General features: G+C 72.5%; 20 protein-coding genes and 1 pseudogene. 7 read left to right on the top strand and 14 right to left on the bottom strand.

What is annotated here, in order from left to right; genetic code table 11:
* Positions 1–957: 957 nt before the first annotated feature.
* Both ACFO4E_RS14965 and ACFO4E_RS14970 read left to right on the top strand, forming a co-directional pair.
* On the top strand, positions 958–2,202 hold the full coding sequence (locus tag ACFO4E_RS14965; protein ID WP_378575005.1) for a glycosyltransferase: 1,245 nt from the start codon (positions 958–960) through the stop codon (positions 2,200–2,202).
* Positions 2,203–2,280: 78 nt separating this feature from the next.
* On the top strand, positions 2,281–3,246 hold the full coding sequence (locus tag ACFO4E_RS14970) for an anti-sigma factor RsbA family regulatory protein (RefSeq protein WP_378575007.1): 966 nt from the start codon (positions 2,281–2,283) through the stop codon (positions 3,244–3,246).
* Positions 3,247–3,264: 18 nt separating this feature from the next.
* Here the strand turns inward: ACFO4E_RS14970 and ACFO4E_RS14975 are convergent, their stop codons facing one another.
* Positions 3,265–3,615: an STAS domain-containing protein gene (locus tag ACFO4E_RS14975; protein ID WP_378575009.1), complete on the bottom strand. Its 351-nt coding sequence runs from the start codon at positions 3,613–3,615 to the stop codon at positions 3,265–3,267.
* A 150-nt stretch (positions 3,616–3,765) separates the two neighbouring features.
* Positions 3,766–4,536 carry an ANTAR domain-containing protein gene (locus ACFO4E_RS14980; RefSeq protein WP_378575011.1) on the bottom strand — a complete coding sequence of 257 codons (771 nt, stop codon included), beginning with the start codon at positions 4,534–4,536 and terminating at the stop codon, positions 3,766–3,768.
* Positions 4,537–4,736: 200 nt separating this feature from the next.
* Between ACFO4E_RS14980 and ACFO4E_RS14985 the strand changes: the two genes are divergently transcribed.
* The gene (locus ACFO4E_RS14985) at positions 4,737–5,906 is read left to right on the top strand and encodes a GAF domain-containing protein (RefSeq protein WP_378575014.1); all 1,170 of its coding nucleotides are present in this window, start codon (positions 4,737–4,739) and stop codon (positions 5,904–5,906) included.
* 36 nt (positions 5,907–5,942) lie between these two features.
* On the opposite strand, the gene ACFO4E_RS14990 is transcribed toward ACFO4E_RS14985, so the two are convergent.
* The 4 genes from ACFO4E_RS14990 to ACFO4E_RS15005 form a co-directional block, all read right to left on the bottom strand.
* The gene (locus ACFO4E_RS14990) at positions 5,943–6,764 is read right to left on the bottom strand and encodes a hypothetical protein (protein WP_378575016.1); all 822 of its coding nucleotides are present in this window, start codon (positions 6,762–6,764) and stop codon (positions 5,943–5,945) included.
* A gap of 90 nt (positions 6,765–6,854) precedes the next feature.
* On the bottom strand, positions 6,855–7,601 hold the full coding sequence (locus ACFO4E_RS14995; RefSeq protein WP_378575019.1) for a hypothetical protein: 747 nt from the start codon (positions 7,599–7,601) through the stop codon (positions 6,855–6,857).
* 371 nt (positions 7,602–7,972) lie between these two features.
* On the bottom strand, positions 7,973–8,611 hold the full coding sequence (locus tag ACFO4E_RS15000; protein ID WP_378575146.1) for a response regulator: 639 nt from the start codon (positions 8,609–8,611) through the stop codon (positions 7,973–7,975).
* Between the two features lies 1 nt (position 8,612).
* Positions 8,613–12,887, bottom strand: coding sequence for a hybrid sensor histidine kinase/response regulator (locus ACFO4E_RS15005; protein WP_378575021.1), 4,275 nt, complete (start codon positions 12,885–12,887; stop codon positions 8,613–8,615).
* Positions 12,888–13,290: 403 nt separating this feature from the next.
* Between ACFO4E_RS15005 and ACFO4E_RS15010 the strand changes: the two genes are divergently transcribed.
* Positions 13,291–15,459: a SpoIIE family protein phosphatase gene (locus tag ACFO4E_RS15010; RefSeq protein ID WP_378575148.1), complete on the top strand. Its 2,169-nt coding sequence runs from the start codon at positions 13,291–13,293 to the stop codon at positions 15,457–15,459.
* Positions 15,460–15,507: 48 nt separating this feature from the next.
* Here ACFO4E_RS15010 and ACFO4E_RS15015 read toward each other — a convergent pair whose 3' ends face one another.
* The 5 genes from ACFO4E_RS15015 to clpX all read right to left on the bottom strand — a co-directional run bounded on the left by ACFO4E_RS15015 (position 15,508) and on the right by clpX (position 20,973).
* Positions 15,508–16,113, bottom strand: a complete 606-nt coding sequence (locus ACFO4E_RS15015; protein WP_378575023.1) for a response regulator transcription factor — start codon at positions 16,111–16,113, stop codon at positions 15,508–15,510.
* Positions 16,110–17,453: a sensor histidine kinase gene (locus ACFO4E_RS15020; protein WP_378575025.1), complete on the bottom strand. Its 1,344-nt coding sequence runs from the start codon at positions 17,451–17,453 to the stop codon at positions 16,110–16,112. The genes ACFO4E_RS15015 and ACFO4E_RS15020 overlap by 4 nt, the downstream gene beginning before the upstream one ends.
* Before the next feature lie 128 nt (positions 17,454–17,581).
* A complete protein-coding gene (locus ACFO4E_RS15025; protein WP_378575027.1) occupies positions 17,582–18,451 on the bottom strand; it encodes an ABC transporter permease in 870 nt (289 codons plus the stop codon).
* Positions 18,452–18,510: 59 nt separating this feature from the next.
* Complete coding sequence (locus ACFO4E_RS15030; RefSeq protein ID WP_378575030.1) at positions 18,511–19,512, bottom strand: ABC transporter ATP-binding protein; 1,002 nt, start codon at positions 19,510–19,512, stop codon at positions 18,511–18,513.
* Positions 19,513–19,668: 156 nt separating this feature from the next.
* The gene (gene clpX / locus ACFO4E_RS15035; protein ID WP_378575032.1) at positions 19,669–20,973 is read right to left on the bottom strand and encodes an ATP-dependent Clp protease ATP-binding subunit ClpX; all 1,305 of its coding nucleotides are present in this window, start codon (positions 20,971–20,973) and stop codon (positions 19,669–19,671) included.
* Positions 20,974–21,285: 312 nt separating this feature from the next.
* On the opposite strand from clpX, the gene ACFO4E_RS15040 reads away from it, so the two are divergent.
* The gene (locus ACFO4E_RS15040) at positions 21,286–21,954 is read left to right on the top strand and encodes a hypothetical protein (RefSeq protein ID WP_378575035.1); all 669 of its coding nucleotides are present in this window, start codon (positions 21,286–21,288) and stop codon (positions 21,952–21,954) included.
* A gap of 26 nt (positions 21,955–21,980) precedes the next feature.
* Here ACFO4E_RS15040 and ACFO4E_RS15045 read toward each other — a convergent pair whose 3' ends face one another.
* Positions 21,981–22,475 (bottom strand): hypothetical protein, encoded by a 495-nt coding sequence (locus tag ACFO4E_RS15045; protein WP_378575037.1) that lies wholly within the window; start codon positions 22,473–22,475, stop codon positions 21,981–21,983.
* Positions 22,476–22,630: 155 nt separating this feature from the next.
* Positions 22,631–22,969, bottom strand: a pseudogene (locus ACFO4E_RS15050) (aldehyde dehydrogenase family protein); the annotation flags it as partial.
* 154 nt (positions 22,970–23,123) lie between these two features.
* Here ACFO4E_RS15050 and ACFO4E_RS15055 point away from each other — a divergent pair.
* Positions 23,124–23,693: a carboxymuconolactone decarboxylase family protein gene (locus ACFO4E_RS15055; protein ID WP_378575040.1), complete on the top strand. Its 570-nt coding sequence runs from the start codon at positions 23,124–23,126 to the stop codon at positions 23,691–23,693.
* A 13-nt stretch (positions 23,694–23,706) separates the two neighbouring features.
* Here ACFO4E_RS15055 and ACFO4E_RS15060 read toward each other — a convergent pair whose 3' ends face one another.
* Positions 23,707–24,273, bottom strand: a complete 567-nt coding sequence (locus tag ACFO4E_RS15060) for a Scr1 family TA system antitoxin-like transcriptional regulator (protein WP_378575042.1) — start codon at positions 24,271–24,273, stop codon at positions 23,707–23,709.
* A 498-nt stretch (positions 24,274–24,771) separates the two neighbouring features.
* On the opposite strand from ACFO4E_RS15060, the gene ACFO4E_RS15065 reads away from it, so the two are divergent.
* On the top strand, positions 24,772–25,020 hold the full coding sequence (locus tag ACFO4E_RS15065) for an ATP-binding protein (RefSeq protein WP_378575044.1): 249 nt from the start codon (positions 24,772–24,774) through the stop codon (positions 25,018–25,020).
* The last annotated feature ends 139 nt before the right edge of the window (positions 25,021–25,159 follow it).

A 25,159-nucleotide genomic window follows, 5' to 3' on the forward strand; every position in this document is an offset into this window, starting at 1 on the left:
CTGGTCCCGGGCCACGTGGGGAGCCCGTGTCCGGGAGGTCCCCGTCCCCCGCCCGCGGGCCACCCGAAGCCCCAGTGTCCCGCTGCCCCGACACCCGCGCACCCGTCTGCTCCGGACCGTCCCGGGCGGTGCCGCCCACCGCTCCCCTCCCGGGCCCGGGCACCGGCCCTGTCCCGGGAACGGGGACCGCTCCTCCCTGTTCGGAGCGGGCTCCGGAGCGCGTCGCGGTGTGCCGGTCACCGTCATCGCGCCGTGCATCGGAGGCGGCCGTCCACGCGGACCCCAAAGGTCGCCTGGCCGGATTCCCCGTCATCGCCGCCCCCGTCCCTGCGTCGCCGGATCACCGTCGCGCCCCAATGTGCCCGTGAGACCCCCCTGCAAACACAGGCGACACACGGCCGGCGTCGGCCACACCCCGCGGACGCCCTCCCGCCCACCCCGGAACCCCGGACGGAAACGATCTTTCCCTCCCGGTCGCAGGCGCCGCCGCATCCGCCCCTCCAGCCGCACTCGCGTCCCCCATCGACCTCCGGGAACACCCCGCGCCCGCCGCCCGCCGGCGTCCCGCCCGGCGTGCGCGGGTCCGGTTCCGAGCCCCTACGCAGGGCGTACGGTGCCGCCCGCCCCGCTGGGCCATTGTCGGAACCGGGAGCCGTCTGGCACAATGGGCCCGTCGGGTGTCTAAGACGCAGACACACCAACATCCTTCGCGCGCTCGCGCGCTGGCGGCTCCGCCGGTGCCCTCTTGCGAGCGCTTTTCTCATTCCCGCGAACGGTTGGTGTGATCCTCATGCGTCTTCCCGCTTCTTCCTCCTTTCCCGCCATCGGGTTCCGGCGTGCCGCCGGGCCGGTGGTGTCGCCAGCAACCCATCCCCGCCGCCGGCCGCGGCACCAGCGCCCGTGCGCGCCGGTGCCGCCGCGCGTCCGGGGCCGCCGCCACGCCGTGAGGAGTCCCACGTGAAGATCGCCTTGGTCGCCGAGCACACCAATCCGCTCCCCGCGCACAAAGGAGAGCCCACGTGCGGGGAGAGCGTCCACATCGCGGCGGTCTCCCGGCAACTGGCCAGGCTCGGCCACCGCGTCACCGTGTACGCCCGCCGCGGCGCCGCGAACCTGCCCGACCGGTCGCGGATGGGGCGCGGGGTGAACGTCGAGTACCTGTCGGCCGGTCCCGAGCGGCCGCTGGCGGAGCACGAGCAGGCCGACCACACGGGGGCCTTCGCCGCCGCGCTCTCCGCGAGCGTCGCCGAGGACACCCCCGATGTCCTGCACGCGTTCGGCTGGACCAGCGGTCTGGCGGCGCTGTCGGCCGCGCGCGGCGACTCCGGCGGCGCCGGCCGGGTGCCGGTCGTGCAGACCTTCCACTCCCTCAACATCTCCGAGCAGCGCTCCGGGCTCGCGCCGCGCCCCGACCGGGTGCGGCTGGAGGCCGCCATCGCCGGGCGCGCCGACACCGTCGTGGTGAACTCCGCCGACCAGCGCTTCGAGCTGGCGCGCATGGGCGTGCCCCGGTGGCGGGTCAGCGTGGTGCCCTTCGGCGTCGACACCGACCAGTTCAGCCCCGAGGGCGGGACCACCGCCGAGCCCTGGCACGGCCGCCGCCAGGACCGCACGCGCATCATCTCGGTCGCCCCGATGTCGGCGGGCGGCGCCGACACGCTGATCGAGACCATGACCCGGCTGCCCGATGCCGAGCTGACGGTCATCGCCGGGCCCGCGCCGGTCGAACTGGCCCTGGACGAGGACGCCTGCCGCCTGGAACTCCTGGCGAAGGAGGCGGGGGTGAACGACCGCGTCACCCTCACCGGGCCCATCGAGCGCAAGGAACTGCCGCGGCTGCTCCGGTCGGCGGACATCTACGTCTCGGCCGCCCCGTACGACCCCTATGGGGGTGCCGTCCTGGAGGCGATGGCCTGCGGGCTCCCGGTCGTGGCCAAGGCGGTCGGCAGCGTGACCGGTGCGGTGCTGCACGGCACGACCGGGCTGCTGCTGCGCCACGCGCGCCCCGACACGCTGGCCCGGGCCCTGCGCGGGCTCATCGGTGAGAACACCATGCGCAGCGCCTACGGCATCGCCGGCGCCGACCGGGCGGTGTCCCGTTTCACGTGGCAGCGCGTCGCCCAGGAGACGGAGCAGATCTACGACCGGACCCTCGCTTCCCAGGGCGGGCTGCCGCTGGCCGCAGGGGATGATGCACACTAGTCCCGAACGGCGGTGAACCGCACCGGGAAGTACCGAGTCGAGTCAGCCCAGGCCGGGAGGGACGCCCGGGATGATGCCATGACGTCACGCGCCGGATCCGCGCCCACCGGGACCGCGGGTTTCGACCACCAGGCCGTACTCGTAGGCGCGCCAGAGGACCTGCGCGATGTCGTCGCCCCCCGCATCCGCGCGGCGGCCGACGGCGGCGGGCGGGTACTGGTGGCGGTGGCCCTAGCGGCGCGTACCGTTCTCCGGGACGCCCTCGGTGACCTTCACCCCTCCACCGTGCGCTTCATGGAGCGCGACGAGCTCTACGACGCCCCCGGCCGCACCCTCGTATCCCTGCAGCGCCTGGCGCAGAGCCTCGCACCGGACGGCGGCCCGCTGACGGTGGTGGGCGAACCCCCGATGCCGCTGCGCGACCCGCTGCGGCTGCGCGAGTGGCAGCGCATGGAGTCCGTCATGGCCACCTGCCTGGCCGGATCGGCGCTGCGCCTCATCTGCCTGCACGACGCCCGTGCCGCGCCGCCCGCGATCCGCGCCGGGGTGCGGCGCACGCACCCCGTCCTGCTCGACCGCGGCGGCCGGCGGCCGAGCCCCGACCACGTGAGCCCGGCGGCCTTCAGCGCGCGCGACACCGGGCGGCGGCTGCCCGCCCCGGTGGGCGACCTCGACTCGGTCGACATCCACCCCGATCTGCCCGCGCTGCGCGAGGAGATCCGCGGCCTCGCCGCCGCCTCCGGGATGCCGGGCGACCGCGCGGGCGACCTCGTGGTCGCCGCCAACGAACTCGCCGCCAACGCCCTGGAACACGGGGCGGGCAAGGGAACGGTCTCGGTGTGGCGCCGTCCCGGCTGGGTGGTGTGCGACGTCATCGACGAGAACGGCGGGCTCACCGACCCGCTCAGCGGCTACCTGAGCGCCACCCCGCCCGGCCCGCGCGGCTACGGCCTGTGGATCACCCGGCAGATCTGCGACTTCATGGAGATCAGCGGGGGCGACCACGGCTCCCTGGTGCGGCTCCACTTCCGCGTCCCGCAGTAGCGGGCCCGCCCGGGATGCCTAGGCCAGGACGGTGTCGACCGCCACGCGGGTGTCGTTCTCGATGGTGAGGACCTGGTCGATCCCGGCGATCACGAAGAGGCGCAGGACCGTGCGCTGGGGCGAGGAGACCGCGAGCTTGATCCCGCGGTCGCGGGCCTGGCGGTAGGCCGCGACGAGCACGCCGATGCAGCGGGAGTCACAGAAGGTCACGCGGGAGAAGTCGATCACCACGCCGCGGCACGGGCTGTCGGCGCCGAGCACGCCCTCAAGGGCGGCGGCGAGGTCGGGGGAGGTGATGGCGTCCAGCTCCCCCGCCGGCGTGACCACGACGACGTCGCCTTCGGCACGGATCGAGATATCGGACGCCACTCTCACACTCCTCGGCGGCCAGGGGTGGGCGCGCACTGCTCGGTTGCGAACTCCACGCAGCCCACATTAGCGCCATCGCCAAAGGCGAGACAGGTTCCGGCGGCGGACGTCACCACAACGATACTGCGCGTCGCCGCCCCGTACGCGCCCTCAGCGCCCCGAGCGGGCGCGCGGGGCGGGCCGGCCGCCCGTCGCGTCGTTCTCGGCCACGAGGCTGCGCGCGACGTCGGCCACCTTCATCCGGTTGCGCTGCGCGACCCGGCGCAGCTCGTCGAACGCCTCGGCGGCGTCGCAACCGCGCGCGTGCATGATGATGCCCTTGGCCTGGTCGATGACCGCGCGCACCGACATCGCCCGCCGCATGTGCGCGGCCTCGCGCGCCACATCGGTGTAGCGCCCGGCGCTGTGCAGGGCCATCGCGGCGTGCTCGGCGAGCAGGGCCACGAGCGGGGTGATGGTCTCGGCGTCGAAGGCGTCGCCCCGCCCCGAGTGCACGCCGAACGTCACGACCTCGCCGCCCAGCGCGCAGGGGTAGGTCACCGACGAGCGGTCGCCGCACTGCACGGCCATACTCGTGTACCCCGGCCAGCGGTCCTCGCGCAGGACGTCCCCCACGCTCACCGGCCGCATCTCGCGGACCGCCTCGACCGTGGGGCCCTGGTCGGTGGTGTACTGGTGCTCGAAAGCGGTGGCCAGGTCGGAGTGGGAGGCCCCATAGTCGGCCACGACGTGGCGGCCGGCGACCTCTTCGGACCGCTCATCGCCCCGCCCGACGTCGTGCCAGACGACCACCAGCGCGGCCGAGCACCCGGGCACGGCGCGCGCCGCGGCCACGCTCATCTGGTCCAGGGCCCGCTCGGGCGAACCCCCCTGTGCCTGGCCGACCGCTCCGATGTCGCGTGCCAAGCGTTCGATCCACATCGGCGCCCCCCTTGTTGCCGCTCGGACGGTACCGCCCCCGGTTCGTGCCGCGTTCCGGGTGTCCGGCGGAAACGGGCCCCGACCTGACTCCACGGTAACCATCGAACCGATCACATCGGACATGCGTTAGCGTCGTTGAGGGGCGGCGCCGTCGCACGCGACCGCCGGCCCCGACATCCGCATCGTCTGGAGGTCCGAGCGTGCCGGAGAACCTCGCAGCTCTGCGCCGCCAGATCGCGGAGCTGAGCGAGCGCGTGGCGGCATTGCGGTCCACACATGCCATGTACCCCGATGACGCCGCGGGAACGGCCGAGGCCGCGCTGGCCGAACTCGGCTTCGCCGAAGAGCTGCTGGGCGACTGCGGGCGCCGGCTCGCCGCCGACAACGACGCCGACGCCCACCGCCGGTCCACGTCATCGGCCGGCGACGACGAGCGCTCGATCCTGCGCGCCGTGTTCACCCAGCTGAGCGTCCCCGTCGTCCTGCTGGACCACGAGGGCTACATCCGCCGCATCAACGCCATCGGGGCCGACCGGCTGGGCAGCGCCAGCGGCTACCTGACCGGCAAGCCCTTCGCGAACTTCGTCGACCTGCGCCGCCGCGCCGCCATGCGGTCGTGGCTGGCCGCGGTCGCCCGCAGCGGGGAGCCCGCGTCGTTCGAGTCGCGCCTGGCGCAGCGGGGCTGGGCCGAGGACGTCCACCTCACGCTGACCCGGCTCGACGTGCTCACCGAGGCGACACCTCTGGTGCTGGTGGTGGTGTCGCCGCCGCTGGACGGCGAGGACCCCGGGCCCGCCCCGTTGGAGGCCGAGGTCGAGGACCAGGTCGTGGTGCTGGCGGCGCGCCGGCTCGACGTGCTCACCCGCATGACCCGGCTCCTGCTGAGGAGCGCGGGCCCGGGCGGCGCCGGCCGCCCGCTGGCGCTCGACGACGCCGGCGCGCTGCTGGCCGATTCCTACGCCGACTGGGTGGTCATCGACGTCTGCGACTCCCCCGACGACCCCGACGCGGCGCGCCGGGCGGTGGTGGCGGGACCGCCCGGGGACGAGCAGCACGGCCTGGTCGCGGCGGCCGACCCCTTGGCGTCGGCCCTGCCGCGTGAGGTGCTGGTCAGCGGGAAATCCGTGCTGCACCAGCAGATCGAGGACGAAGGGGTCCTGGGCAGCGCCGGGAGCGGCGTCCCGGTGCTCAGCGTGCTGGGCGCGGGATCGCTGATGTGCGTGCCGCTGCGCGGCAGCCGCGGCGTCCGCGGCGCGCTGACCCTGATCCGCCGCAGCAACCGGGGCTCGTTCCGGCTGGCCGACCTCGGCCTGATCGAGGAGATCGGCGAGCACATCGGGCTCGCGCTGCCGCCCCGCCCCACCGCCTGAGCCGTACCGCCACCGCCGGAGCCGGCCGGCGCCGCCCTACCCGTACGGCGGACCGTAGGGGTCGCCGCCGCGGCCGAAACGCGGGTCCTCGGAGGTGTCGGGGCCGCGGTCGCCGAACGGCGGGCCGTAGGGATCGGCGGGCGGCCGCCCCAGCGGCGGTCCCGCGTTCCCCGGGAACGGGGCCGGCGGTGGCGGGAACGGGCCCGGCGGCGCTTGCGGGAACCCCGGAGGCGGGGGGACCGCGTGGGCGCCGGCAGGGGCGGACGCGGGCGGTCCGGCGGCCGGCGGACCGTGCCGGGACGTCACCAGGCCCGCGAGGTCGTGCGCGGCGACCGCGCCCAGCACGGCGAGGGTGATCCAGAACCCGGCGCGGGTGCCCGCCACGGCATCGGTGGCCAGCCACGCCGCGTCGGACCGCAGCCGCTCCTCCAGTTCGGCCAGGACCACGGCCTCGTTGACCGCGATCGACGCCGCGGCCGCGCCCGCGGCGATGAGGCCGCCGAGCGCCCGGGAGAACGCCGTCGGCAGCACCACGCCGAGGACCAGTGCGACCAGGACGGCCAGGACCCCGGCCAGCATGAACGGCTGGACGCCCACGCGCTCCTCGGCCCCGGCCTCGGAGAACTCGCGGACCAGGCCCGGCTGCCCGGTGCCGTCGGCCCCCAGCAGCCCGGTACCGGTGATGGACGGATGGCCGCTCACCGCCATGTCCCAGCCGCTGACGCGCACCTCCAGCGTGCCCAGGCCGCCCTCGCACGAGACGCCGATGAACGGCAGGAAGAGGCAGAGCAGCACGAATGCGAGGCCCGAGGGGCTGAGTAGCCGTCGGCGCCAGGAGAGATCCGCAGGACTGGCCATCGCTCCCTTTCTACTACGCGCAGCGGCCCTTCACGGCGAAAGGCGGACACCCCCTTCCGGGGGTGCCCGCCTTCGTCCGGAGCGCTCGCGCTAGCGGCGGCGCAGGAGGGTGATCAGCACGCCGAGGACCACCGCCGCGCCGACGAGCATGATGCCGCCGACCACGGCCGCCACGACCATCAGGGTCCGCCCGGAGTCGGCGGAGTCGGCCTGGGCGGCGCCGCTGCCGTTGTCACCGGGGTCGCCCTGCGGGTCGGATGCCGCGGGGCTCTCCTGGGCGGGGTCGCCGGCGACGGTCACCGTGGCGATGGCGTCGGTGGCGGAGTCCGGGGTGCACACCGTGGTGGAGGGGCCGACCTCCTGGTCGACCTCGATGGTGACATCGCCCGGGGACAGGGAGATGTCACCGGGGTCGGTGGGCGTGAAGCTCGCGGTCAGCGCGGACTCGTCGAAGGTCTCTTCGTCGTCCTCGCCGAACGGGGTCTCGGCGTCGACCGAGGCGCTGACGCTGCCCTGCGGCGCGGCCTCGCCGCCGAGCAGGATCTCGATCGAGAGGCTGCCCGTGGTGATCTCGCCGCCGTCGGTGAAGCTGAAGAAGCTGTAGTTGGCGGGCTCGGCCGACACCTCGACGGCCTGGCCGACCTCGGCGTCGGCGGGGGCCTCGATGGTGACCTCGATGGAGTCGGACTCGGTGTAGGAGGAGTCGTCCTGGTCGGTGCAGGTGTAGGAGAAGGATTCCGTGCCGGAGTCCGTGGTCGCCCAGGCCGCCCCGGGGTAGGCGAGGCTCAGGATGACGGCGGATGCGCCGACGGCTGCGCGGGACAACGTACGGGGCACGGTGGCATCTCCAAGGAGTCCGATTGTGGAAGGGAGACTCACGTCCCGCGTCGTCGCTCGGTTCTGGAAAGGTGGAGGACCGGCGGTCCGGACCGAGGCCGGGGGCGAGAGTCGGGTGCCGCCGGGGCTGGACGGCGCGTGGTTTCCGGAAGTCATGGACTTCGGCCGGCGAACGGCCGTGTCGAGTCTACCGATCTTTCCGAAACGGGACGGTCTCCGCTACGCCACAGCCGCATATACGCAGGACCACCGGCCACACGGGCACCGCCCGCCCACCCGGGCGGCCGGATCCGGCCACGGGCATGACGGGGATCACGCCGCCGGGCCGCGCCCGCGCGCACCGGGGGCACGGCCGGCGGGACCCGTGCGGCTCACGCGGGCCCGTGGAGCGCGTCCACCAGGGCGGTCAGTTTCGCCACGGAGCTGTCGAGGTCGCGGACCGCCTCGACGGTGCGGGCGTCGGTGTCGCGGTCGTCGGCCACCACCAGGTCGCGCACCAGCCTCAGGTTCGCGTTGACGTCGGCGACCCGCCGCGACAGCCGCGCGGCCACCGGGCCGGCGGAATCGCCGGCCTCCTCGGTCAGGGCCCGTTGCAGCATCCGCGACTGGTCGCGCAGCTGCTGCTTGGTGTGGTAGAGCTCCACGAACACCTCGACCTTGGAGCGCAGCACCCAGGGGTCGAACGGCTTGGTGAGGTAGTCGATCGCCCGCGAGGCGTACCCGCGGAACACCTGGTGCCGGTCGATCCCGGCGCCCGTCAGGAAGATGATCGGGACGTCCTTGGTCTTCTCGCGCTGCTTGATGTGCGCGGCGGTCTCGAACCCGTCCATCCCCGGCATCACGACGTCCAGCAGGATGACCGCGAACTCGTCCTCCAGCAGGGCTTTGAGGGCGGCCTCTCCGGAATCGGCGCGCACGAGGTTCTGATCGAGTGAGGTGAGGATCGCCTCCAGCGCCGTGAGGTTCTCATCGCGGTCGTCCACGAGGAGGATGTTGGCCTTCTGCGGCACGCTACTGCTCCTGCTCATTGTCCGTACTCCCGGGCCCGTCGCCCCCGTCGTCGGAGGTGCCCCGATCCAACCACGTGCGGATCACATCCAACAGGTAGTCGAGGTCGACGGGCTTGGTCACATAGTCCGAGGCCCCGGCTTCCAGGCTGCGTTCGCGGTCGCCCTGCATGGCCTGGGCCGTCAGCGAGATGATGGGCAGCCCGGCGAACTGCGGCATCTCGCGGATCGCGCGGGTGGTGGCGTTGCCGTCGAGCTCCGGCATCATGATGTCCATCAGCACCAGCTCGACGTCCTCGTTGGCCTCCAGCTTCTCGATGCCGGACTTCCCGTTGTCGGCGTAGAGCACGAGCAGCCCGTGCGCCTCCAGCGCGCTGGTCAGCGCGAAGACGTTGCGGATGTCGTCGTCGACGATGAGCACCCGGCGGCCCGATAGGACGGCGTCGCGCGCGGGGTCGTCGCGCACCTCGTCGGCGGTGTCGGCCCCCTCGGCGGGCTCCTCGGCCGGGCGCAGCACCGGCACCGGCTCGGCCTCCAGGAAGTCGGTGTCGTCGGGGTCGTCCATCAGGTCGGCCGGGCTGTCGGGGATCTCGACGTCGACGTCGGTGAGCGGTTCGATGTCGACCCGGGAGACCACCCCCGTGAGCTCCGGCGGGGTGTCGGCGGGCTGCTCCAGCCGCTCCGCTGCGCCCTCGGGCAGCCGCACCGGGAGCAGGAGGGTGAAGGTGCTGCCCTCGCCGACCAGGCTGTGCACCCGGATCTCGCCGCCCATCAGGCGGGCGAAGTTGCGGCTGATGGACAGCCCCAGGCCGGTCCCGCCGAAGCGGCGGCTGGTACCGCCGTCGCCCTGGTGGAACGCCTCGAAGATCACTTGGAGCTTGTCGTCGGGGATCCCGATACCGGTGTCGGCCACCGAGAACGCGATGACCTCCTCGTTCTCGCCGAACATGTCGAGGTCGGCGTCCTCGAGCGCCCAGGCGGGCTCGATGAGGAGCCGGATCTCGCCGGACCCGGTGAACTTCACGGCGTTGGACAGCAGGTTGCGCAGGATCTGCTGGAGCCGCTGCTCGTCGGTCCACAGGTAGTTGGGGATGTCGGGCGAGACCTCGACCGCGAACGCGAGCCCGCGCTCGGCGGTCATCGGCCGGAAGGACGCCTCGACGTAGTCGACGAGCTGGCTGATCGACACGTCGGAGGGCTGCACCTCGGCGCGCCCCGCCTCGACCTTGGCGAGGTCCAGGATCTCGTCGATCAGCTGGAGCAGGTCGTTTCCGGCCTTGTGGATGGTCTGGGCGAACTCCACCTGCTTGGAGGTCAGGTTCTGCTCGCTGTTGTCGGCGAGCAGCCGGGCCAGGATGAGCAGGCTGTTGAGCGGGGTCCGCAGCTCGTGCGACATGTTCGCCAGGAACTCGGACTTGTACTTCGACGACACCTGGAGCTGGTGCGCCCGGTCCTCCAGCGACCGCCGCGCGCGCTCGATCTGCCGGTTCTGGAGTTCGATGGCGCGGTTCTGGCTGGCGAGCTGGCCGGCCTTGCTGTGCAGCTCGGCGTTCTTGCGGCGCAGCTCCTCCTGCTGGCGCTGGAGCTCGTTGGAGCGCTCCTGGAGCGCGTTGGTGAGCTGGCGCGACTGCAGGAGCAGGTATTCGGTCTTGGAGTTGGCGAGGATCGTGTTGACCGTGGTGCCGATCAGCGACATCAGCTGGCGCAGGAAGTCCAGGTGGACTTCGCGGAACTGCTGGTAGGCGCCCAGTTCGATGACGCCGAGGACACGGCCCTCCGAGATGATCGGCAGGATCGCCAGGGACAGCGGCGGCGCCTCGCCCAGGCCCGACTCGATCCGGACGTAGTCGCCCGGGACGTTGTGGATCAGCATCTCGTTCTTCTGCGCGATGACCTCGCCGGCCAGCCCCTGGCCCGCGTGCACGTGGCGGCGGGACTCCTCGGGCTGGTAGCCGAACCCGGCGTAGAGGCGGAAGCTCTCCTCCTCGTCCTTCTCCTCGGGCAGGTAGCAGGCGCCGTGCTGGGCCTCGACCAGCGGCGTGACCTCGGTCATGATCAACCGGGCCAGTTCGTGGAGGTCGCGGTGGCCCTGGATCCGGCCCGATATGCGGGCCAGGTTGCTCTTGAGCCAGTCCTCGTCGCGCTGGGCGGCCGTGGTCTCGCGCAGGTTGCTCACCATCAGGTTGATGTTGTCCTTGAGCTGCTGCATCTCGCCGCGGGCGTCGACCTGGATGTTCTGGGTGAGGTCGCCGCGGGTGACCGCGCTGGCGACCTCGCCGATCGCGCGCACCTGCGTGGTCAGGTTGCCGGCCAGCTCGTTCACGCTGTCGGTGAGGTGCTTCCAGGTGCCGGAGACGCCCTTGACCTTCGCCTGGCCGCCGAGCTGGCCCTCGCTGCCGACCTCGTGGGCGACGCGGGTGACCTCCTCCGCGAACGCCGACAGCTGGACGACCATGTTGTTCACGGTGTCCTTCAGCTCCAGGATCTCCCCCTGGGCGTCGACCGTGATCTTCTTGCTCAGGTCGCCGTTGGCGACGGCCGACGTGACCTGCGAGATGTTGCGCACCTGCGTGGTGAGGTTGTGCGACATCGAGTTGACGTTCTCGGTGAGGTCCTTCCAGATGCCCTCGACGCCCTTGACGTTGGCGCGGCCGCCCAACTGGCCCTCGGTACCCACCTCGCGGGCCATCCGGGTGACCTCGTCGGCGAAGGCGGACAGCTGGTCCACCATCACGTTGATGGTGTCCTTGAGTTCGAGGATCTCGCCCTTGGCGTTGACCGTGACCTTCTTGGTGAGGTCGCCCCGGGCCACCGCGGAGGTCACGGTGGAGATCTGCCGCACCTGGTGGGTCAGGTTGTTGGCCATGGAGTTGACGTTGTCGGTCAGGTCCTTCCACACCCCGGAGACGCCGCGCACGTGCGCCTGGCCGCCGAGTGTCCCCTCGGTCCCCACCTCGCGCGCCATGCGGGTCACCTCGTCGGCGAAGGACTCCAGCTGGTCGACCATCGTGTTGACGGTGTCCTTCAGCTGGAGCATCTCGCCTTGGGCGTCGACGGTGATCTTCTTGGTCAGATCGCCCTTGGCGACCGCGGTGGTGACCTGCGAGATGTTGCGGACCTGGTAGGTCAGGCTGTTCGCCATGGAGTTGACGTTGTCGGTGAGGTCCTTCCAGATCCCCGACACGCCCTTGACGTTGGCGCGGCCGCCCAGCTTGCCCTCGGTGCCCACCTCGCGCGCGACTCTGGTGACCTCGTCGGCGAACGAGTCGAGCTGGTCGACCATCGTGTTGACCGTGTCCTTGAGCTGGAGCATCTCGCCCTGGACGTCGACGGTGACCTTGCGGCCCAGGTCGCCCCGCGCCACGGCGGTGGTCACCTGGGAGATGTCGCGCACCTGGTTGGTGAGGTTGTCGGCCATGGAGTTGACGTTGTCGGTGAGGTCCTTCCAGATCCCCGACACGCCCTTGACGTTGGCGCGGCCGCCCAGCTTGCCCTCGGTGCCCACCTCGCGGGCCACCCGGGTCACTTCGTCGGCGAACGTCGAGAGCTGGTCCACCATGGTGTTCACGGTGTCCTTGAGCTGGAGCATCTCGCCCTGGACGTCGACGGTGACCTTGCGGCTCAAGTGGCCCTGCGCGACGGCCGAGGTCACGGTGGAGATGTCGCGCACCTGCGCGGTGAGCCGCGACGCCATCTGGTTGACCGACTCGGTGACGTCGCGCCAGGCGCCGGAGACCCCCTCGACCCGCGCGCTGCCGCCGAGCTTGCCCTCGGTGCCGACCTCGCGGGCCACCCGGGTGACCTCGTTGGTGAACCCGTGCATCTGGTCGGCCATGCGGTTGACCGATGTGGCCAGGCCCAGCAGGTCGCCGTGGAGCGCCCCGTGCCGGCTGGTGAGGTCGGCGCGCTGGGAGAGGTCGCCGCCGGCGACGGCGTCGAGGATCTGGGCGACCTCGGTCACGGGCTCGCTGACCTCGTCGAGCAGCTGGTTCAGCGAGCGCACGGTGGTGCCCCAGGCGCCACGCGCCGGGCTGACCGAGATGCGCTCGGTCAGCCTGCCCTCGCTGCTGATGACGCCACCCACGCGTTGCAGCTCGCTGCTGAGCTGCTCGCAGTGGTCGAGCACCTGATTGAACACCGACGCCAGTTCACCGGCCTTGCCGTCGCGCCGGGAGTTCAGCCGCACGGTGAAATCCCCGTCGCGCATCTCGTAGAGTGCGCTCAGCAACTCGTCCAGCTGCGCTTCGGTGTCCCGTGCTCGGGTGGCTGCCTCTGGCATGGATCCCCCTCCTCTGCTGCTCGTCGCCGGCGACCCGGCGAGGGCCGGGCTCCACCTGGGGTGGGGCATCCCACTCGGCGGAGGCGTTCGCCGTGGTGTCCAACGCTACGTACTGATACGCGCGGCGACCAGCCCGGAACGGCGTCCGCGGGTGAGCGCCGTATCGCACCACGTTATGCGGCCCGGCTGCTCTTCACATGGGCGTTCTGACATCATGACTTCGTCGCCGCCCGCACCGCGGCCACGGACCGGCCCTGGACTCGCCGGGCCCACCGCGCCGGGCGGCAGAACGTGACAGGGGTAGACAGGGGTAGTGGGGTGATCGAGCCGCCGAACCTGCGCGACCCGTCGTCCCGCTCGACGCCGAAGGAAACCGTACGGCTTCACCATGCCACATGACGAGATGAAGGTCGCCCGACAGCAGTTCTCCCCCGCCCCCGAGACCGCGGGCGATGCCCGGTCGTTCGTCCGCGAGACCCTGGCCAACTGGAGCGTGGAGTCCGACGCGGACGACATCATCCTGCTGGTCAGCGAGCTGGTCACCAATGCGGTCGTGCACGCCGAGAGCGTGCTCGAACTGACCGTGCGCCGGCTGAACGGGGCCGTCGAGGTCGTGGTCGCCGACCGGGTGCCCGGCCGCGCCGTGCCCCAGGCGGGTCCGCTGACCGTCGACACCTCCCCCTCCCACGAGAACGCGCGAAGCGGCGGGCTGGGCCTGGCCCTCGCCGCTGCGATCGCCACCAGTTGGGGCGTGAGCTACAGCAAGGAGGACAAGGCGGTCTGGTTCCGGATCCAGGACGAGAACGGTGCGCCCCACGCGGAATTGACTCCCCCGCTGCCGGTGCGCCCGCTGACGCGCCGCCCCACCCGGCCCAGCCCGTGGGCCTCGCTCGACGCCGCGCTCTCGGCGCGGCTGTCACTGCCCGACCTGCTCGAACGCACCGTCGAATACGCCCGATCGGCCCTGGGCGGCGACGCCGCCTACATCGCGCTGGCCACCACCGACGAGACCGAGTGGGAGGTCCGCGCCGCCGTGGGCGTGACCAGCGGGCCCTGGCGCAGGTTCCGCAGCCGCACGGAGGAGACGTTCCCCTCGGTCGCCCCGGCCCCGGGCGCCGTCATCAACGACGACCTCATGATCGCCCGCGCCCACCGCGGCCGGCTCGCGGAGGCCGGCATGCGGTCGCTGGTGACCGCCCCGCTGATCGTCGAGGGCAGGATCACCGGGCTGATCGGGGTGGCCTCGCGGCGCATCCGGCACTTCGGCGACACCGCGGCGCGCCGCCTCCAGGACGGCGCCGACCGGATCGCGCTGCCCATGGAGCGCGCCCGCCTGGCCGAGGTCGAACTCGCCCGGCGGGCGTCGCTGAGCTTCCTCGCCGAGGCCAGCGACCTGCTCACCGGAACCCTCGACGAGCAGATGACCGCGGCGCTGGCCGCGCAGCTCATCACGTCGCGGCTGCACGCGTGGTGCGCGGTGCACACCACCACGGACCTGGGCGTGTCCCGGCTGGTGCACACGATGCACGGCAACGAGAACTACAACGACGTCCTGCGGACCCTGCTCACCGAGCTGCCGCCGCCCGAGCAGCGCGAGCCGCGTCCGCTGTGGACCCGCGACGCGCTCGTGGCGGCCAACCTGGGCGACGAACTCACCCTGGAGCTGGCGGAGTCCCCGGCGATCAGCGTGCCGCTGGTCGCCCACGGCCAGAAGCTCGGCCGGATGACGCTGGGCAAGCAGACGGGCGAGGACTTCACCCTTGAGGACGTCGACATCGTCGACGACCTGGCCCGCCGGGTCGCCTCGGCCATGGAGAACGCGCGGCTGTACGCGGCCCAGACCTCGATGAGCGAGGCGCTCCAGCGCAGCCTGCTGCCCGCGAAGGAGAAGGTGCCGGTCGTTCCCGGGGTCGACCACGCGGTGTTCTACCGGTCGGCCGACGAGCGCACGGTGGTGGGCGGCGACTTCTACGACATCTTCGCCATCGACGGCCGCTGGTGCTTCGCGATCGGCGACGTCTGCGGGACGGGGCCGGAGGCCGCCGCGGTCACCGGGCTGGCCCGGCACACCCTCCGGGCGCTGGCCCGCGAGGGGTTCTCCCCGTCGCACATCATGCAGCGGCTGAACCTGGCGATCCTGGATGAGAACACCAGCACCAGGTTCCTCACCATGCTCTACGGCGAGATGACCCCGCTGGGCCGGCCGGGCGATGGGATGCGGATCCGGCTGGTGTCGGCGGGCCACCCGCTCCCGCTGCGGCTCAACCAGAAGGGCGAGGTCGAGCCCATGGGCAGCTCGCAGCCGCTGCTGGGCGCGTTCGAGGACGTGGACTTCCACACCGAGACCATCGAGGTGGCGTCGGGCGACGTCCTGCTCGCGGTCACCGACGGCGTGACCGAGCGCCGCAACGGGTCCGACATGCTCGGCGACGAAGGGCTGACCCGCATCTTCTCCGCCTGCTCCGGCCTCACCGCCCACGCGATCACCGTCCGCCTCGACCGCGACCTGGAGGAGTTCGCCCCGGGCGGCCACACCGACGACACCGCCATGCTGGTCCTGCGCTTCCTGTGAGCGGCCCGCGTTCCGGCCTCGGGACCGGGCGGACCCGGGGTTCCAGGCTCAGAGCCAGCCCATGTCCTGGGCGGTGCGGATGGCGGACATGCGGTTGTCGGCGCCCGTCTTGGTGATGGCGCTGGAGAGGTAGTTGCGCACGGTTCCCTCGGTCAGGTGGAGGGCGGCGGCGATCGCGCTCACCGGCCGCCCCTCGGCTGCGCCGCGCAGGACCTCGGCCTCGCGGGCCGTCAGGGGGTTCTCGCCCGCGGTCATGGCCGCGGCGGCCAGTTCGGTGTCGATGTAGCGGCCGCCCCCGTGCACCTTGCGGATCGCGCCGGCCAGCTGGTCGACCGGGGCGTCCTTGGCCAGGAACCCGCGCGCGCCCGCGGCCAGCGCGCGGCGCAGGTAGCCGGGCCGGCCGAAGCTGGTGAGAATGAGCACCCCGCACCCGGGGGCGGCGGCCTTGAGGTCGGCGGCCACCTCCAGACCCGATCCGCCGGGCATCTCGATGTCGAGCACCGCGATGTCGGCGTCCCCGCCGGTCACCGCGGCCACCACGGCGTCACCCCGCCCCACCTCGGCGACCACCTCCAGGTCGTCCTCCAGGCCGAGCAGGGCGGCGATCGCCCCGCGGACCAGGTGCTCATCGTCCGCCAGAACGATGCGGATCACACGGTCACGTCCTCTCGTCCGTCGCGCGGGGCACCGCGCTCCCGCGCCTTCGTCCCGGGGGCGGGCAACACCGCCCGCAGCAGGAACCCGCCGTCGCCGGTGGCGCTGGCCGACAGCGATCCCCCGGCCGCCGCGACGCGCTCGGTGAGGCCGCTGAGCCCGTTGCCGTAATGGGGGGCGGACCGGTCGCGGGCGTCCGCGCGCACGCCGTCGTTGTACACCTCGACCACCACGGCGCGCTCGCCGATGCGCACGGAGAGGTCGCAGGACTTCGCGGTGCTGTGCCGGAGCGCGTTGGTGGCACCCTCGCGCACCACCCACGCGGCGAGGGAGGCGGAGCCGGCCGGAAGCGCGTCGTCGTCGGGGACGTCGGCCGTGCAGCGGATCCCGGCCGCGCCGAGCACCGCGCGCACGCCGGCGACCTCGGAGGCGAGGTCGACCTCGCGGTACCCGGAGACGGCGGTCCGCACCTCGCGCAGCGCCTCGCGGGCCAGCCGCTGGACCTCGGCCATCTCCTGGGCCGCCCGGGCGGGGTCGCGCTCGGCCAGCCGCGCCGCGAGCTCGCTCTTGACGGCGATGCCCGACAGGCTGTGCCCGAGCAGGTCGTGCATGTCGCGGGCGAACCGCAGCCGCTCCTCGCTGACGGCGAGCCGGGCACGGGCGTCGCGCGCGGCCAGGGCCTCGGTCGCGACGTCCCACATGAACAGGGTCGCGGCGTTGGCCCCGAGCATGAACAGCCCCCAGACGATCGCCCCCGCCCAGACCCGGAACAGCAGCAGGAAGTCGGGGGCGGGCAGCAGCCCGATCCGGACCCACGGCACCATGAGCAGGACGACGGCGATGGCGGCCATCCGCGCGCGCGGCGCGACCAGCGCCGCCATCGACCACCACGCGCCGATCAGCATCAGCGTCCAGGTATAGACGTCCAGCAGCACGGCGATGGCCGCGACCAGCGCGAGCGAGGCCCAGAACATCCGTTCCGGGCTGACCGCGCGATCGGCCAGCCGGGAGGTGACCATCCGGACGCAGAGCCAGGCCAGCGGCAGGCTGAGCGCGAACGCGGGGGCGTTGCGCCACAACGGGATCTCACCCGTGGCGAGGGAGTTGAGCACGCCGAGCCCGGCGAAGAAGGGGATCGCCAGGGCGAGGATGACGAACGCCGACATGACGAGCCATCGGGCGTAGCGCAGTCTCCGCAGTTCGGCCCGGCTGGATCCGCCGCCCAGCCCCGTGCCCGGTGCCAGGCCGGCTCCGCCGGCGGAAGGGCCGGGGGTGGCTGCGGCGGCCTCGATGGTGCGGCCGTCCGCCTCGGCGGCGGTGTCGGACCCCGAGTCCGGCATCGTCCGTCCCCTCTCTCCCCGTCGTCGCGCCAGCTTATCCGGGGTGGGCGGCCCGCCGTCCCCGGGCCGCCCACCCCTCCGCGGGAGTGAGGCCGCGTGCCCGCGCCTCCCCCGCGGCGATCGTCCGTTCACCCCGCCTGGCGCGGATCCCAGCGGAAGTACCTCAGCAGGGACACCGCGACGGCGGTCCACACGATCAGGATCCCGATCGAGGGCAGGGCGGCGGTCCACAGCTCGGCGAACCCGGCGGGTTCGCCCCCGGCGACCCCGCCGAACAGGTCGTGCCCCCAGTAGCCGGAGCGCACCAGGCCGGCCGCCGCCGTCGTCGGCAGCAGCGCGGCCGCCGCCGCGATCGGCTCGGGCAGCAGGTCGAGCGGGACCACCAGGCCGCTCACCCCGTACAGCAGCATGAACGGCACGATGCACATCATCTGCGCGCTCTCGGCGTTGCGCGTGAGCCTGGTGAACGCGATCCCGAACAGCGACATGGCCACGGTGACCAGGACGACGCCGGCCAGCACGAGGAGGGGGTCGGCGGGCAGGGCGCCGTAGCGCGCCGCGACGATCCCCGCTACGACCGCGGTGAGGACGGCGACGACCAGCAGCACCGACAGCGTCGTCGCCCCGAACAGGGCCGCGGGCGCGACCCCGCTCGCACGGAACCGCTTGAGCACCAGCTGCTCGCGGCGGGCCGCGTACACGTTGGGCACGTGCATGAGCCCCAGGGAGAGCGCCGCCAGAACCGGGATGCCGCTCATGTTCAGGGCGGCGGCGTCGATCCCGGGGACCGGTTCCTGGCCTTCGAGGGGCAGCGCGAACGCGACGAACATCAGGGGGAAGGCGGCGAAGAACAGCGCCACCCGGTAGCGGTAGAACAGCACGAGCTCGGTGCGCAGCAGCCGGACGGTCTGGCGGTACCGGCTCACGGGCGTACGGCCCGCGCCCGGCCGCCGGGAGGTCCCGGCCCGGGCGGTGGCGGCCTGCGCGGAGGTGGTCATGGTTGGTGTCCTTTGCGGTGCGGCGGTTGCGTCGGCGGTCGGGGGCGGCGGCGCCGGCGTCATCCGGGCCGGTCCGCGACGAGGCCGGCCGCGCCGTCGGCGACGCCGAGGAACACGTCCTCCAGCGACGCGGAGCGCAGCTCCAGCCGGTCCAGGGTGAGGCCGCGCCCCCGGGCCCACTCCATGAGCGGGGCCAGCGCCCGGTGGGCCCGGCCCTCGGGGTCGTCGCCCAGGACGGTGTATCCGGCCCATGCCCCGCCGTCGCGGGACTCCACGGCCGCGGTCGCTCCCGGCAGGTCGGGCAGGTCGCCGGCGCGGACGTCGGGCGGCAGCCGGAAGCCGATCCGGTCGCCCCGGCCGACCACCACCTCGCGCAGGGTGCCCGACACCCGGATCTCGCCGCGGTGCATGATGGCGATCCGGTCGGCGAGGCGCTCGGCCTCCTCCAGGTAGTGCGTGGTGAGCAGGACGGCGGTTCCGCTGTCGACCAGGTCGGCGATGAGCGTCCAGGTGGCGCGGCGGGCTTCGGGGTCCATGCCGGTGGTGGGCTCGTCCAGGAACAGTGCCTCGGGGCGCGAGAGCACCGCCAGCCCGAGGTCGAGGCGGCGCTTCTGGCCGCCGGAGAGCCGCTGGACGGCGACCGCCGCCTTGTCGGCCAGGCCGATCAGGTCCAGCACGTGGTCGCGGTCGAGGGGATCGGCGGCGAGGTCGCGGGAGAGGTCGACGGTCTCGGCGACCGTCAGCTCGGCGAACACCCCGCTCTGCTGGAGCACGGCGTCGACGCGCTCGCGCAGCGCGGCGGGCCGGCCGTAGGGGTCGGTCCCGAAGACGCGGACGGTCCCGGAGGCCGGGCGGCGGAAGCCCTCCAGGGTCTCGACGGTGGTGGTCTTGCCCGCACCGTTGGTGCCCAGCAGGGCGAACAGCTCGCCGGGGGCGACGTCGAAGGAGATCCCCCTGACGGCTTCGAAGTCGCCGTAGCTCTGGCGCAGGTCGCGCACGCTGATGGCGGCGGGGGCGGCGGCGCCGGCGTCCTTGGGGAGGTCCTGGTGTCCCGTGCTCATGCCGTCGATTCTCGGCCGCGGCCGCCCGGGCGGGTAGACGCGGCTGTCACCGGCCCGGCATGAGCTTCACGGGTACCGGGGATGACAGATGTCATCCGGTCGCCCCCGGGTGCGGGCGCGGGCGCCCGGGCCGGTCCCGGGTCGATCAGGCCGGGGTCAGGCGGACTTGTCGCGGCGGTCGCGGTCGCGGTCGGGGTGCTCGCGCGGTACCAGGGTCGGGTTGACGTTGTCGAGAACGGTGGCGCGGTCGACGACGACGCGTCCGACGTCGTCGCGGCTCGGGACCTCGTACATCACGTTGAGCAGGACCTCTTCGACGATCGCGCGCAGCGCCCGGGCGCCGGTCCGGCGCAGCAGCGCCTGGTCGGCGATCGCGCCGATGGCGTCGTCGGTGAACTCCAGCTCGACCCCGTCGATGTCGAAGAGCCGCTGGTACTGCTTGACCAGCGCGTTGCGCGGCTCGGTGAGGATCCGCATCAGCGCCGCGCGGTCGAGCGGCTGGACGGTCGCCACCACCGGGAGCCGGCCGGTGAACTCCGGGATCAGCCCGAACCGCACCAGGTCGTCGGGCATGACGCCGGCGAAGGGATCGGCCTTCTCGCGTTCGCCCCGCGAGCGGACGGGGGCGCCGAATCCGAGGCCGCCGCTGCCGGTGCGGCGGTCGATGACCTCCTCCAGCCCCGCGAACGCGCCGCCGACGATGAACAGCACGTTGGTGGTGTCGATCGTGAGCAGCTCCTGCTGGGGGTGCTTGCGCCCGCCCTGGGGCGGCACGCTGGCGGAGGTCCCTTCCAGGATCTTCAGCAGCGCCTGCTGGACGCCCTCGCCCGAGACGTCGCGGGTGATCGACGGGCCGGCGTCCTTGCGGGCGATCTTGTCGATCTCGTCGATGTAGACGATCCCGGTCTCGGCCCGCGCGATGTCGTGGTCGGCCGCCTGGATGAGCTTGAGCAGGACGTTCTCGACGTCCTGGCCGACATAGCCGGCCTCGGTCAGCTCGGTGGCGTCGGCGATGGCGAAGGGGACGTCGAGCAGCCGGGCGAGCGTCTGGACGAGGTGGGTCTTCCCGCAGCCGGTGGGTCCGATGAGCAGGATGTTGGACTTGGTGATCTCGACGTCCTGCGATCCGCGCGACCGGTCGGTGTCCGCCCACACCCGCTTGTAGTGGTTGTAGACCGCCACCGACAGGGCCCGCTTGGCGTCGTCCTGCCCGATGACGTACCGCTCGAGGAACGCGTGGATCTCCCGCGGTTTCGGGGTCCGCGGCCGCGGGGCCGCGACGCCGGGCCGGGAGTCCGCGAACTCCTCCTCGATCAGCTCGTTGCAGAGGCCGACGCACTCGTCGCAGATGCACAGGAGGCCCGGTCCGGAGATCAGCTTCTTGACCTCGTGCTGGGTCTTCCCGCAGAACGTACACGTCAGGGGTTCGGCACCGTTCCCGCCGCCTCGGCTGCCGGTCAACAGGGCCTCCAAAACGATTCACAAGAAACGGCCACATCGCGTGGCCGACTGAGTGCACGGTATCCCCGCCGGGGGCCGACGGCAACGCCGTGACAGGGGCTTGCGGCCCGGCTCAGCGGCTCGGCCGTGCGCGGACGCGGCCGCGCGAAAGCGCCGCCCACCGCCCACGCCGAGTGCACCGCCCACCGCCTCCGCGACCCCGGGTCCGACACCGTCGCCCGAAGCCGTACCCGCAATCGGCACCGTCGCACACCGGTCGCGTGCCCGATCACCCGGATGGCCGCGTCCGGCCGCCGCGGTACGGTGTCCGCCATGTCGCGATCGCCGGAGACCAGCTCGTCGTCCGCCCCCGCCCGGCCGCCCGTCACCGCCGACGACGTCGACCTCGCCGTGCGCCTCGCGGTGGACGCCCTGGGCCGGGCGCCCGGCCCGGCGTGGGAGCGGAAGGCCGGCACGCTGGAGTGGGACTGCCGGGAGACCGTCGAGCACCTGGCCGACGACCTGTTCGCCTACGCCGCCCAGCTCGGCCCGCGGACCCCGCCCGTGGACCGCTACGTTCCCGTCGCCACCGGGAGCCGCCGGCCGGGCGGGCCGGCCAACACCATCCACGCCGAACGCGCGGCGGGCCCCGAGGGACTGATGCAGGTGCTGGAGGCCAACGGGGCGCTGCTGGCCGCCATGGTGCGCACGACGCCGCCGCGGGTCCGCGCCTTTCACACCCACGGTGTGTCCGACCCGGAGGGCTTCGCCGCGATGGGGGTCGTGGAGACCCTGGTGCACACCCACGACATCGCCGAGGGCCTCGGCCTCGCCTGGAACCCGCCCGCCGGCCTCTGCTCCCGCGTGCTCGCCCGGCTCTTCCCCGACGCCCCGGCCGGCACCGGCCCGTGGCCCGCCCTCCTCTGGTCCACCGGCCGCACCGACCTCCCCGGCCGCCCCCGCCTCACCGCCTGGACCTGGCACGCGGCCCCGCTCGCCTGACCGGGGTGGCCGCGATCGGTTTCAGATCAGTCGTCGACGGCGGAGGTGCAGTTCAGCTCGCCGCTGATGGTGATCGACGAGCCGTCCTGGTCCGACGTCGCGGGGACATCGGTGAAGGCGACCCGGTCGTCGCCGAGTTCGATGTCGCCGGCCCCGGATTCGCTCTGCCAGCCGGTGCCGACGGAGATGTCGCTGTAGGTGATGCTGCCGACCCCGTCGCCGAGATCGATCACGACGATCACGTCGGCGACGCCGTTCGAGGCCATGCCCATGAACTCCGAGCCGTCGTCCGAGCAGTCGGCGCCGTCGAATTCGTGGCTCTCACCGGAGCCGAGGGTGATCGAACCCCCCTCGCCGCCGGACGCGGCCGCGTCTTCGGAGGCCGCGCCCGGGGCGCCGTCCGCCGCCTCGTCGGACGCGGCGTCACCGCCGGATCCCTGTCCACCCGCGCACGCCGTCAGCGACGCGAGGGAGACGGCGACGGCGGCGACCGCGAGCGGCGGTAGCTTGAGAGCGGCCACGGGAGACCCGATTTCCTGGTGGGGACGGTTTCGCCGGTGCGACGGCCATCGGACCGGCACCGCCTCGCACGCTAGCGCCGGGCGGGACGGCGATCAATGCCGGATCCGGGCCGGTCCCGGCCGCGATGGGCCGGGCCCCGGACGGCCGGTCGCCGTCAGCCGCGGCCGATGTGGCTCATCACGTGCTTGACGCGGGTGTAGTCCTCCAGGCTGTAGAGGGAGAGGTCCTTGCCGTAGCCGCTGTGCTTGAAGCCGCTGTGCGGCATTTCGGCCACCACGGGGATGTGGGTGTTGATCCAGGCGCAGCCGAAGTCCAGGTTGCGGGAGACCCGCAGGGCGCGGGCGTGGTCGCGGGTCCACACGCTCGACGCCAGGCCGTAGCGGACGGAGTTGGCATGGGCCACCGCCTCGTCCTCGTCGCCGAAGCGCTGCACGGTGATGACCGGGCCGAAGATCTCGTCCGTGACCATCTCGTCGCCCCGCCGCTGATCTGCGGTCCCGAGCACTTCGACGAGATCGAGCACATCCCGCGCGACGTGCTGACGCGGGCCTGGGAGCGGGTCGAGTAGCCGGGCGCGGGCGGTCGGAACCACGTAGGGATTCGCGCCCCCGCCCACGGGGAGGGGCCGCGAACGCCATAATCGAGCTGTGCGACACGGCAGAATCCACTGGTACGCGCCCGGCGAGCTGACGGCCGAGCAACAGGCGATCTACGACGGCGTCCTGCGCAAGTACGGCCCCGAACCGGGCTTCGAGCTGGCGGACCCCGAGGGCCGCCTGCACGGGCCCTTCAACGCGATGCTGGCCGCGCCGAGCGTGGGGACCGCGCTCCAAGGGCTCAGCGCCGCGGTGGGCGCGCGGACGTCCTTATCCGTGAGAGTGCGCGAGATCGTGATCCTGGCGGTGGCCACGGCGCGGGCCAGCTCGTTCGAGTGGTCGGCCCACCGGCGGCTGGCCGCGGTGGCGGGGCTGAGCGAGGAGGAGATCAGCGCGCTGGGCGGCTACGGGACCCCGGGCACCTTCGCCGACGACGAGAAGGCCGCGCTCGACTTCGCCCGCGCCCTCCTCCGCGACCGCGACGCCTCCGACGCCTGCCACGCGGCCGCCGAGAAGTACTTCGGAGAGGCGGGGGTGGTCGAGCTGATCACCCTGGTCGGCTACTACGACCTCCTGTCCACGCTCCTCCGCACCCTGAGAGTCCCCCTCCCGGAGAACTGACCGCGCGACGGGGTCAGAAAGCCTCGATGTCCGCCAGCAGGGCCCGCCACTCCCCAGCGGGAAAGGCCAGCGTGGCGAGCGTTCGGTGCCGGGTGTCGCGCATGAATACCTGGGCGGGAGATTCTGCGACCTCGACGCAATCGGCATTGTTCGGGCCGCTGTAGCTGGACTTGTGCCAGATCGGGGAAGGGGGGTTCAGCACGGTTCGCGCATATGCCTCGGTTTGCAGCAGCCCGGGCACCAACAGCGGTTGGTAGGCGCGTATCTGGGCCGCGGCTCGCTCCAACCACACCAGATCCTGCCACTCGCGGGGCAGGTTGTCCGAACTTGAGAATTCGGACCACAGCTGCTGAAGAACACCACCTGTTGCAAGCACCGCATCGAGGGTGACGGCTGTGTCCTGATTCGGGGTACGGGTTCCCAATTCGAGCTTGCCGATCTGCGGTCGGCTGATCAAGGTGATGTCAGCGACTTCTTGCTGCGTCTTCCCGGCCAAACGCCGAAGCCGACGCATTTCACCGCCCCACCAGCCGCCACGTGCTGCTGATCTTCTCTGCCATGGATCCATGTTGTTCCACATGAAGCGACACCGCTACCTATTCTCCAATCCGGATCCGATCAGAAATCTTTCCTCGCAGTTCAGGGCGTCTTCGCGCAAAGATTTGGCCGTAGAACAACAGAAGAAATCATGTCCCTGGTCGAAATACGGATCGACCAGGGACAGAACCCTCGACCTGGCCAGACCCGGGAGGACCGCACCATGAACACCAGCGGCATGCAATCCCGCCGAAGAAAGATTCCGCGGCGCCACGCTCGACGCGTTCGCCCCTATCTGCCCGAAATCGAATACCGGCGCCCACCCATCGGCCCGGGGCGGTGATGGGCATGTCCTATACCCGGGAATTCCCCGGCTGGGCCGACCAGGTCCGCCAGGCGCGGGCGTGGGCCGACCAAGTGCTCGCCGTCCACTCCGCATACGCCGTTCCGGAGGACACCGCCGCCGCGGCCGTTCTATGCCTCTCCGAGGCCGCGACCAATGCCCTGCGCTACACCGCCAGTGGCCGGCGGCGTCTTCAGGGTGACCATCCGGCTCGCCCGGGGCCGCGTCACCGTCGAGGTCGACGACGAAGGGTGTCCCGCCGGCGGGACACCGCCCTTCGTCCGGCCGCTGACCCCCATGGCCCAGCACGGCAGGGGGATCGCCCTCATCGACCACTTCGCCGATACGTGGTCGCCCCTCACCCGCCCGCGCACCGGTGTCACCTTCACCCTCTCCTGGCACACCCATCCCACCACGGCCAGGTCCAGCACGCCGCAAACCGCCTGAAAACGCCGCGCGCCGGCGCCTCCGCCGGGGGAGGGGGAGGCACCGGCGCGCGGCGAATCACGCGGCCGCAATCGGGACATTCACCCCGAAATCAAGCGGCCAATGCGGATTCGAATTCATTCATCTACCGAAATCAATG

The organism is Nocardiopsis mangrovi, assembly GCF_042653925.1.
In the GTDB taxonomy this organism is placed as follows: domain Bacteria; phylum Actinomycetota; class Actinomycetes; order Streptosporangiales; family Streptosporangiaceae; genus Nocardiopsis_B; species Nocardiopsis_B mangrovi.

What these genes read in the sequence shown, in the direction of transcription:
- ACFO4E_RS15025 (WP_378575027.1), bottom strand. Translation starts at nt 18,451, where the DNA reads ATGACCACCTCCGCGCAGGCCGCCACCGCCCGGGCCGGGACCTCCCGG.
- ACFO4E_RS15005 (WP_378575021.1), bottom strand. Translation starts at nt 12,887, where the DNA reads ATGCCAGAGGCAGCCACCCGAGCACGGGACACCGAAGCGCAGCTGGAC.
- ACFO4E_RS14980 (WP_378575011.1), bottom strand. Translation starts at nt 4,536, where the DNA reads ATGTGGATCGAACGCTTGGCACGCGACATCGGAGCGGTCGGCCAGGCA.
- ACFO4E_RS15040 (WP_378575035.1), top strand. Translation starts at nt 21,286, where the DNA reads ATGTCGCGATCGCCGGAGACCAGCTCGTCGTCCGCCCCCGCCCGGCCG.
- ACFO4E_RS15020 (WP_378575025.1), bottom strand. Translation starts at nt 17,453, where the DNA reads ATGCCGGACTCGGGGTCCGACACCGCCGCCGAGGCGGACGGCCGCACC.
- ACFO4E_RS14990 (WP_378575016.1), bottom strand. Translation starts at nt 6,764, where the DNA reads ATGGCCAGTCCTGCGGATCTCTCCTGGCGCCGACGGCTACTCAGCCCC.
- ACFO4E_RS15030 (WP_378575030.1), bottom strand. Translation starts at nt 19,512, where the DNA reads ATGAGCACGGGACACCAGGACCTCCCCAAGGACGCCGGCGCCGCCGCC.
- ACFO4E_RS15010 (WP_378575148.1), top strand. Translation starts at nt 13,291, where the DNA reads ATGAAGGTCGCCCGACAGCAGTTCTCCCCCGCCCCCGAGACCGCGGGC.
- ACFO4E_RS14970 (WP_378575007.1), top strand. Translation starts at nt 2,281, where the DNA reads ATGACGTCACGCGCCGGATCCGCGCCCACCGGGACCGCGGGTTTCGAC.
- ACFO4E_RS15060 (WP_378575042.1), bottom strand. Translation starts at nt 24,273, where the DNA reads ATGTGGAACAACATGGATCCATGGCAGAGAAGATCAGCAGCACGTGGC.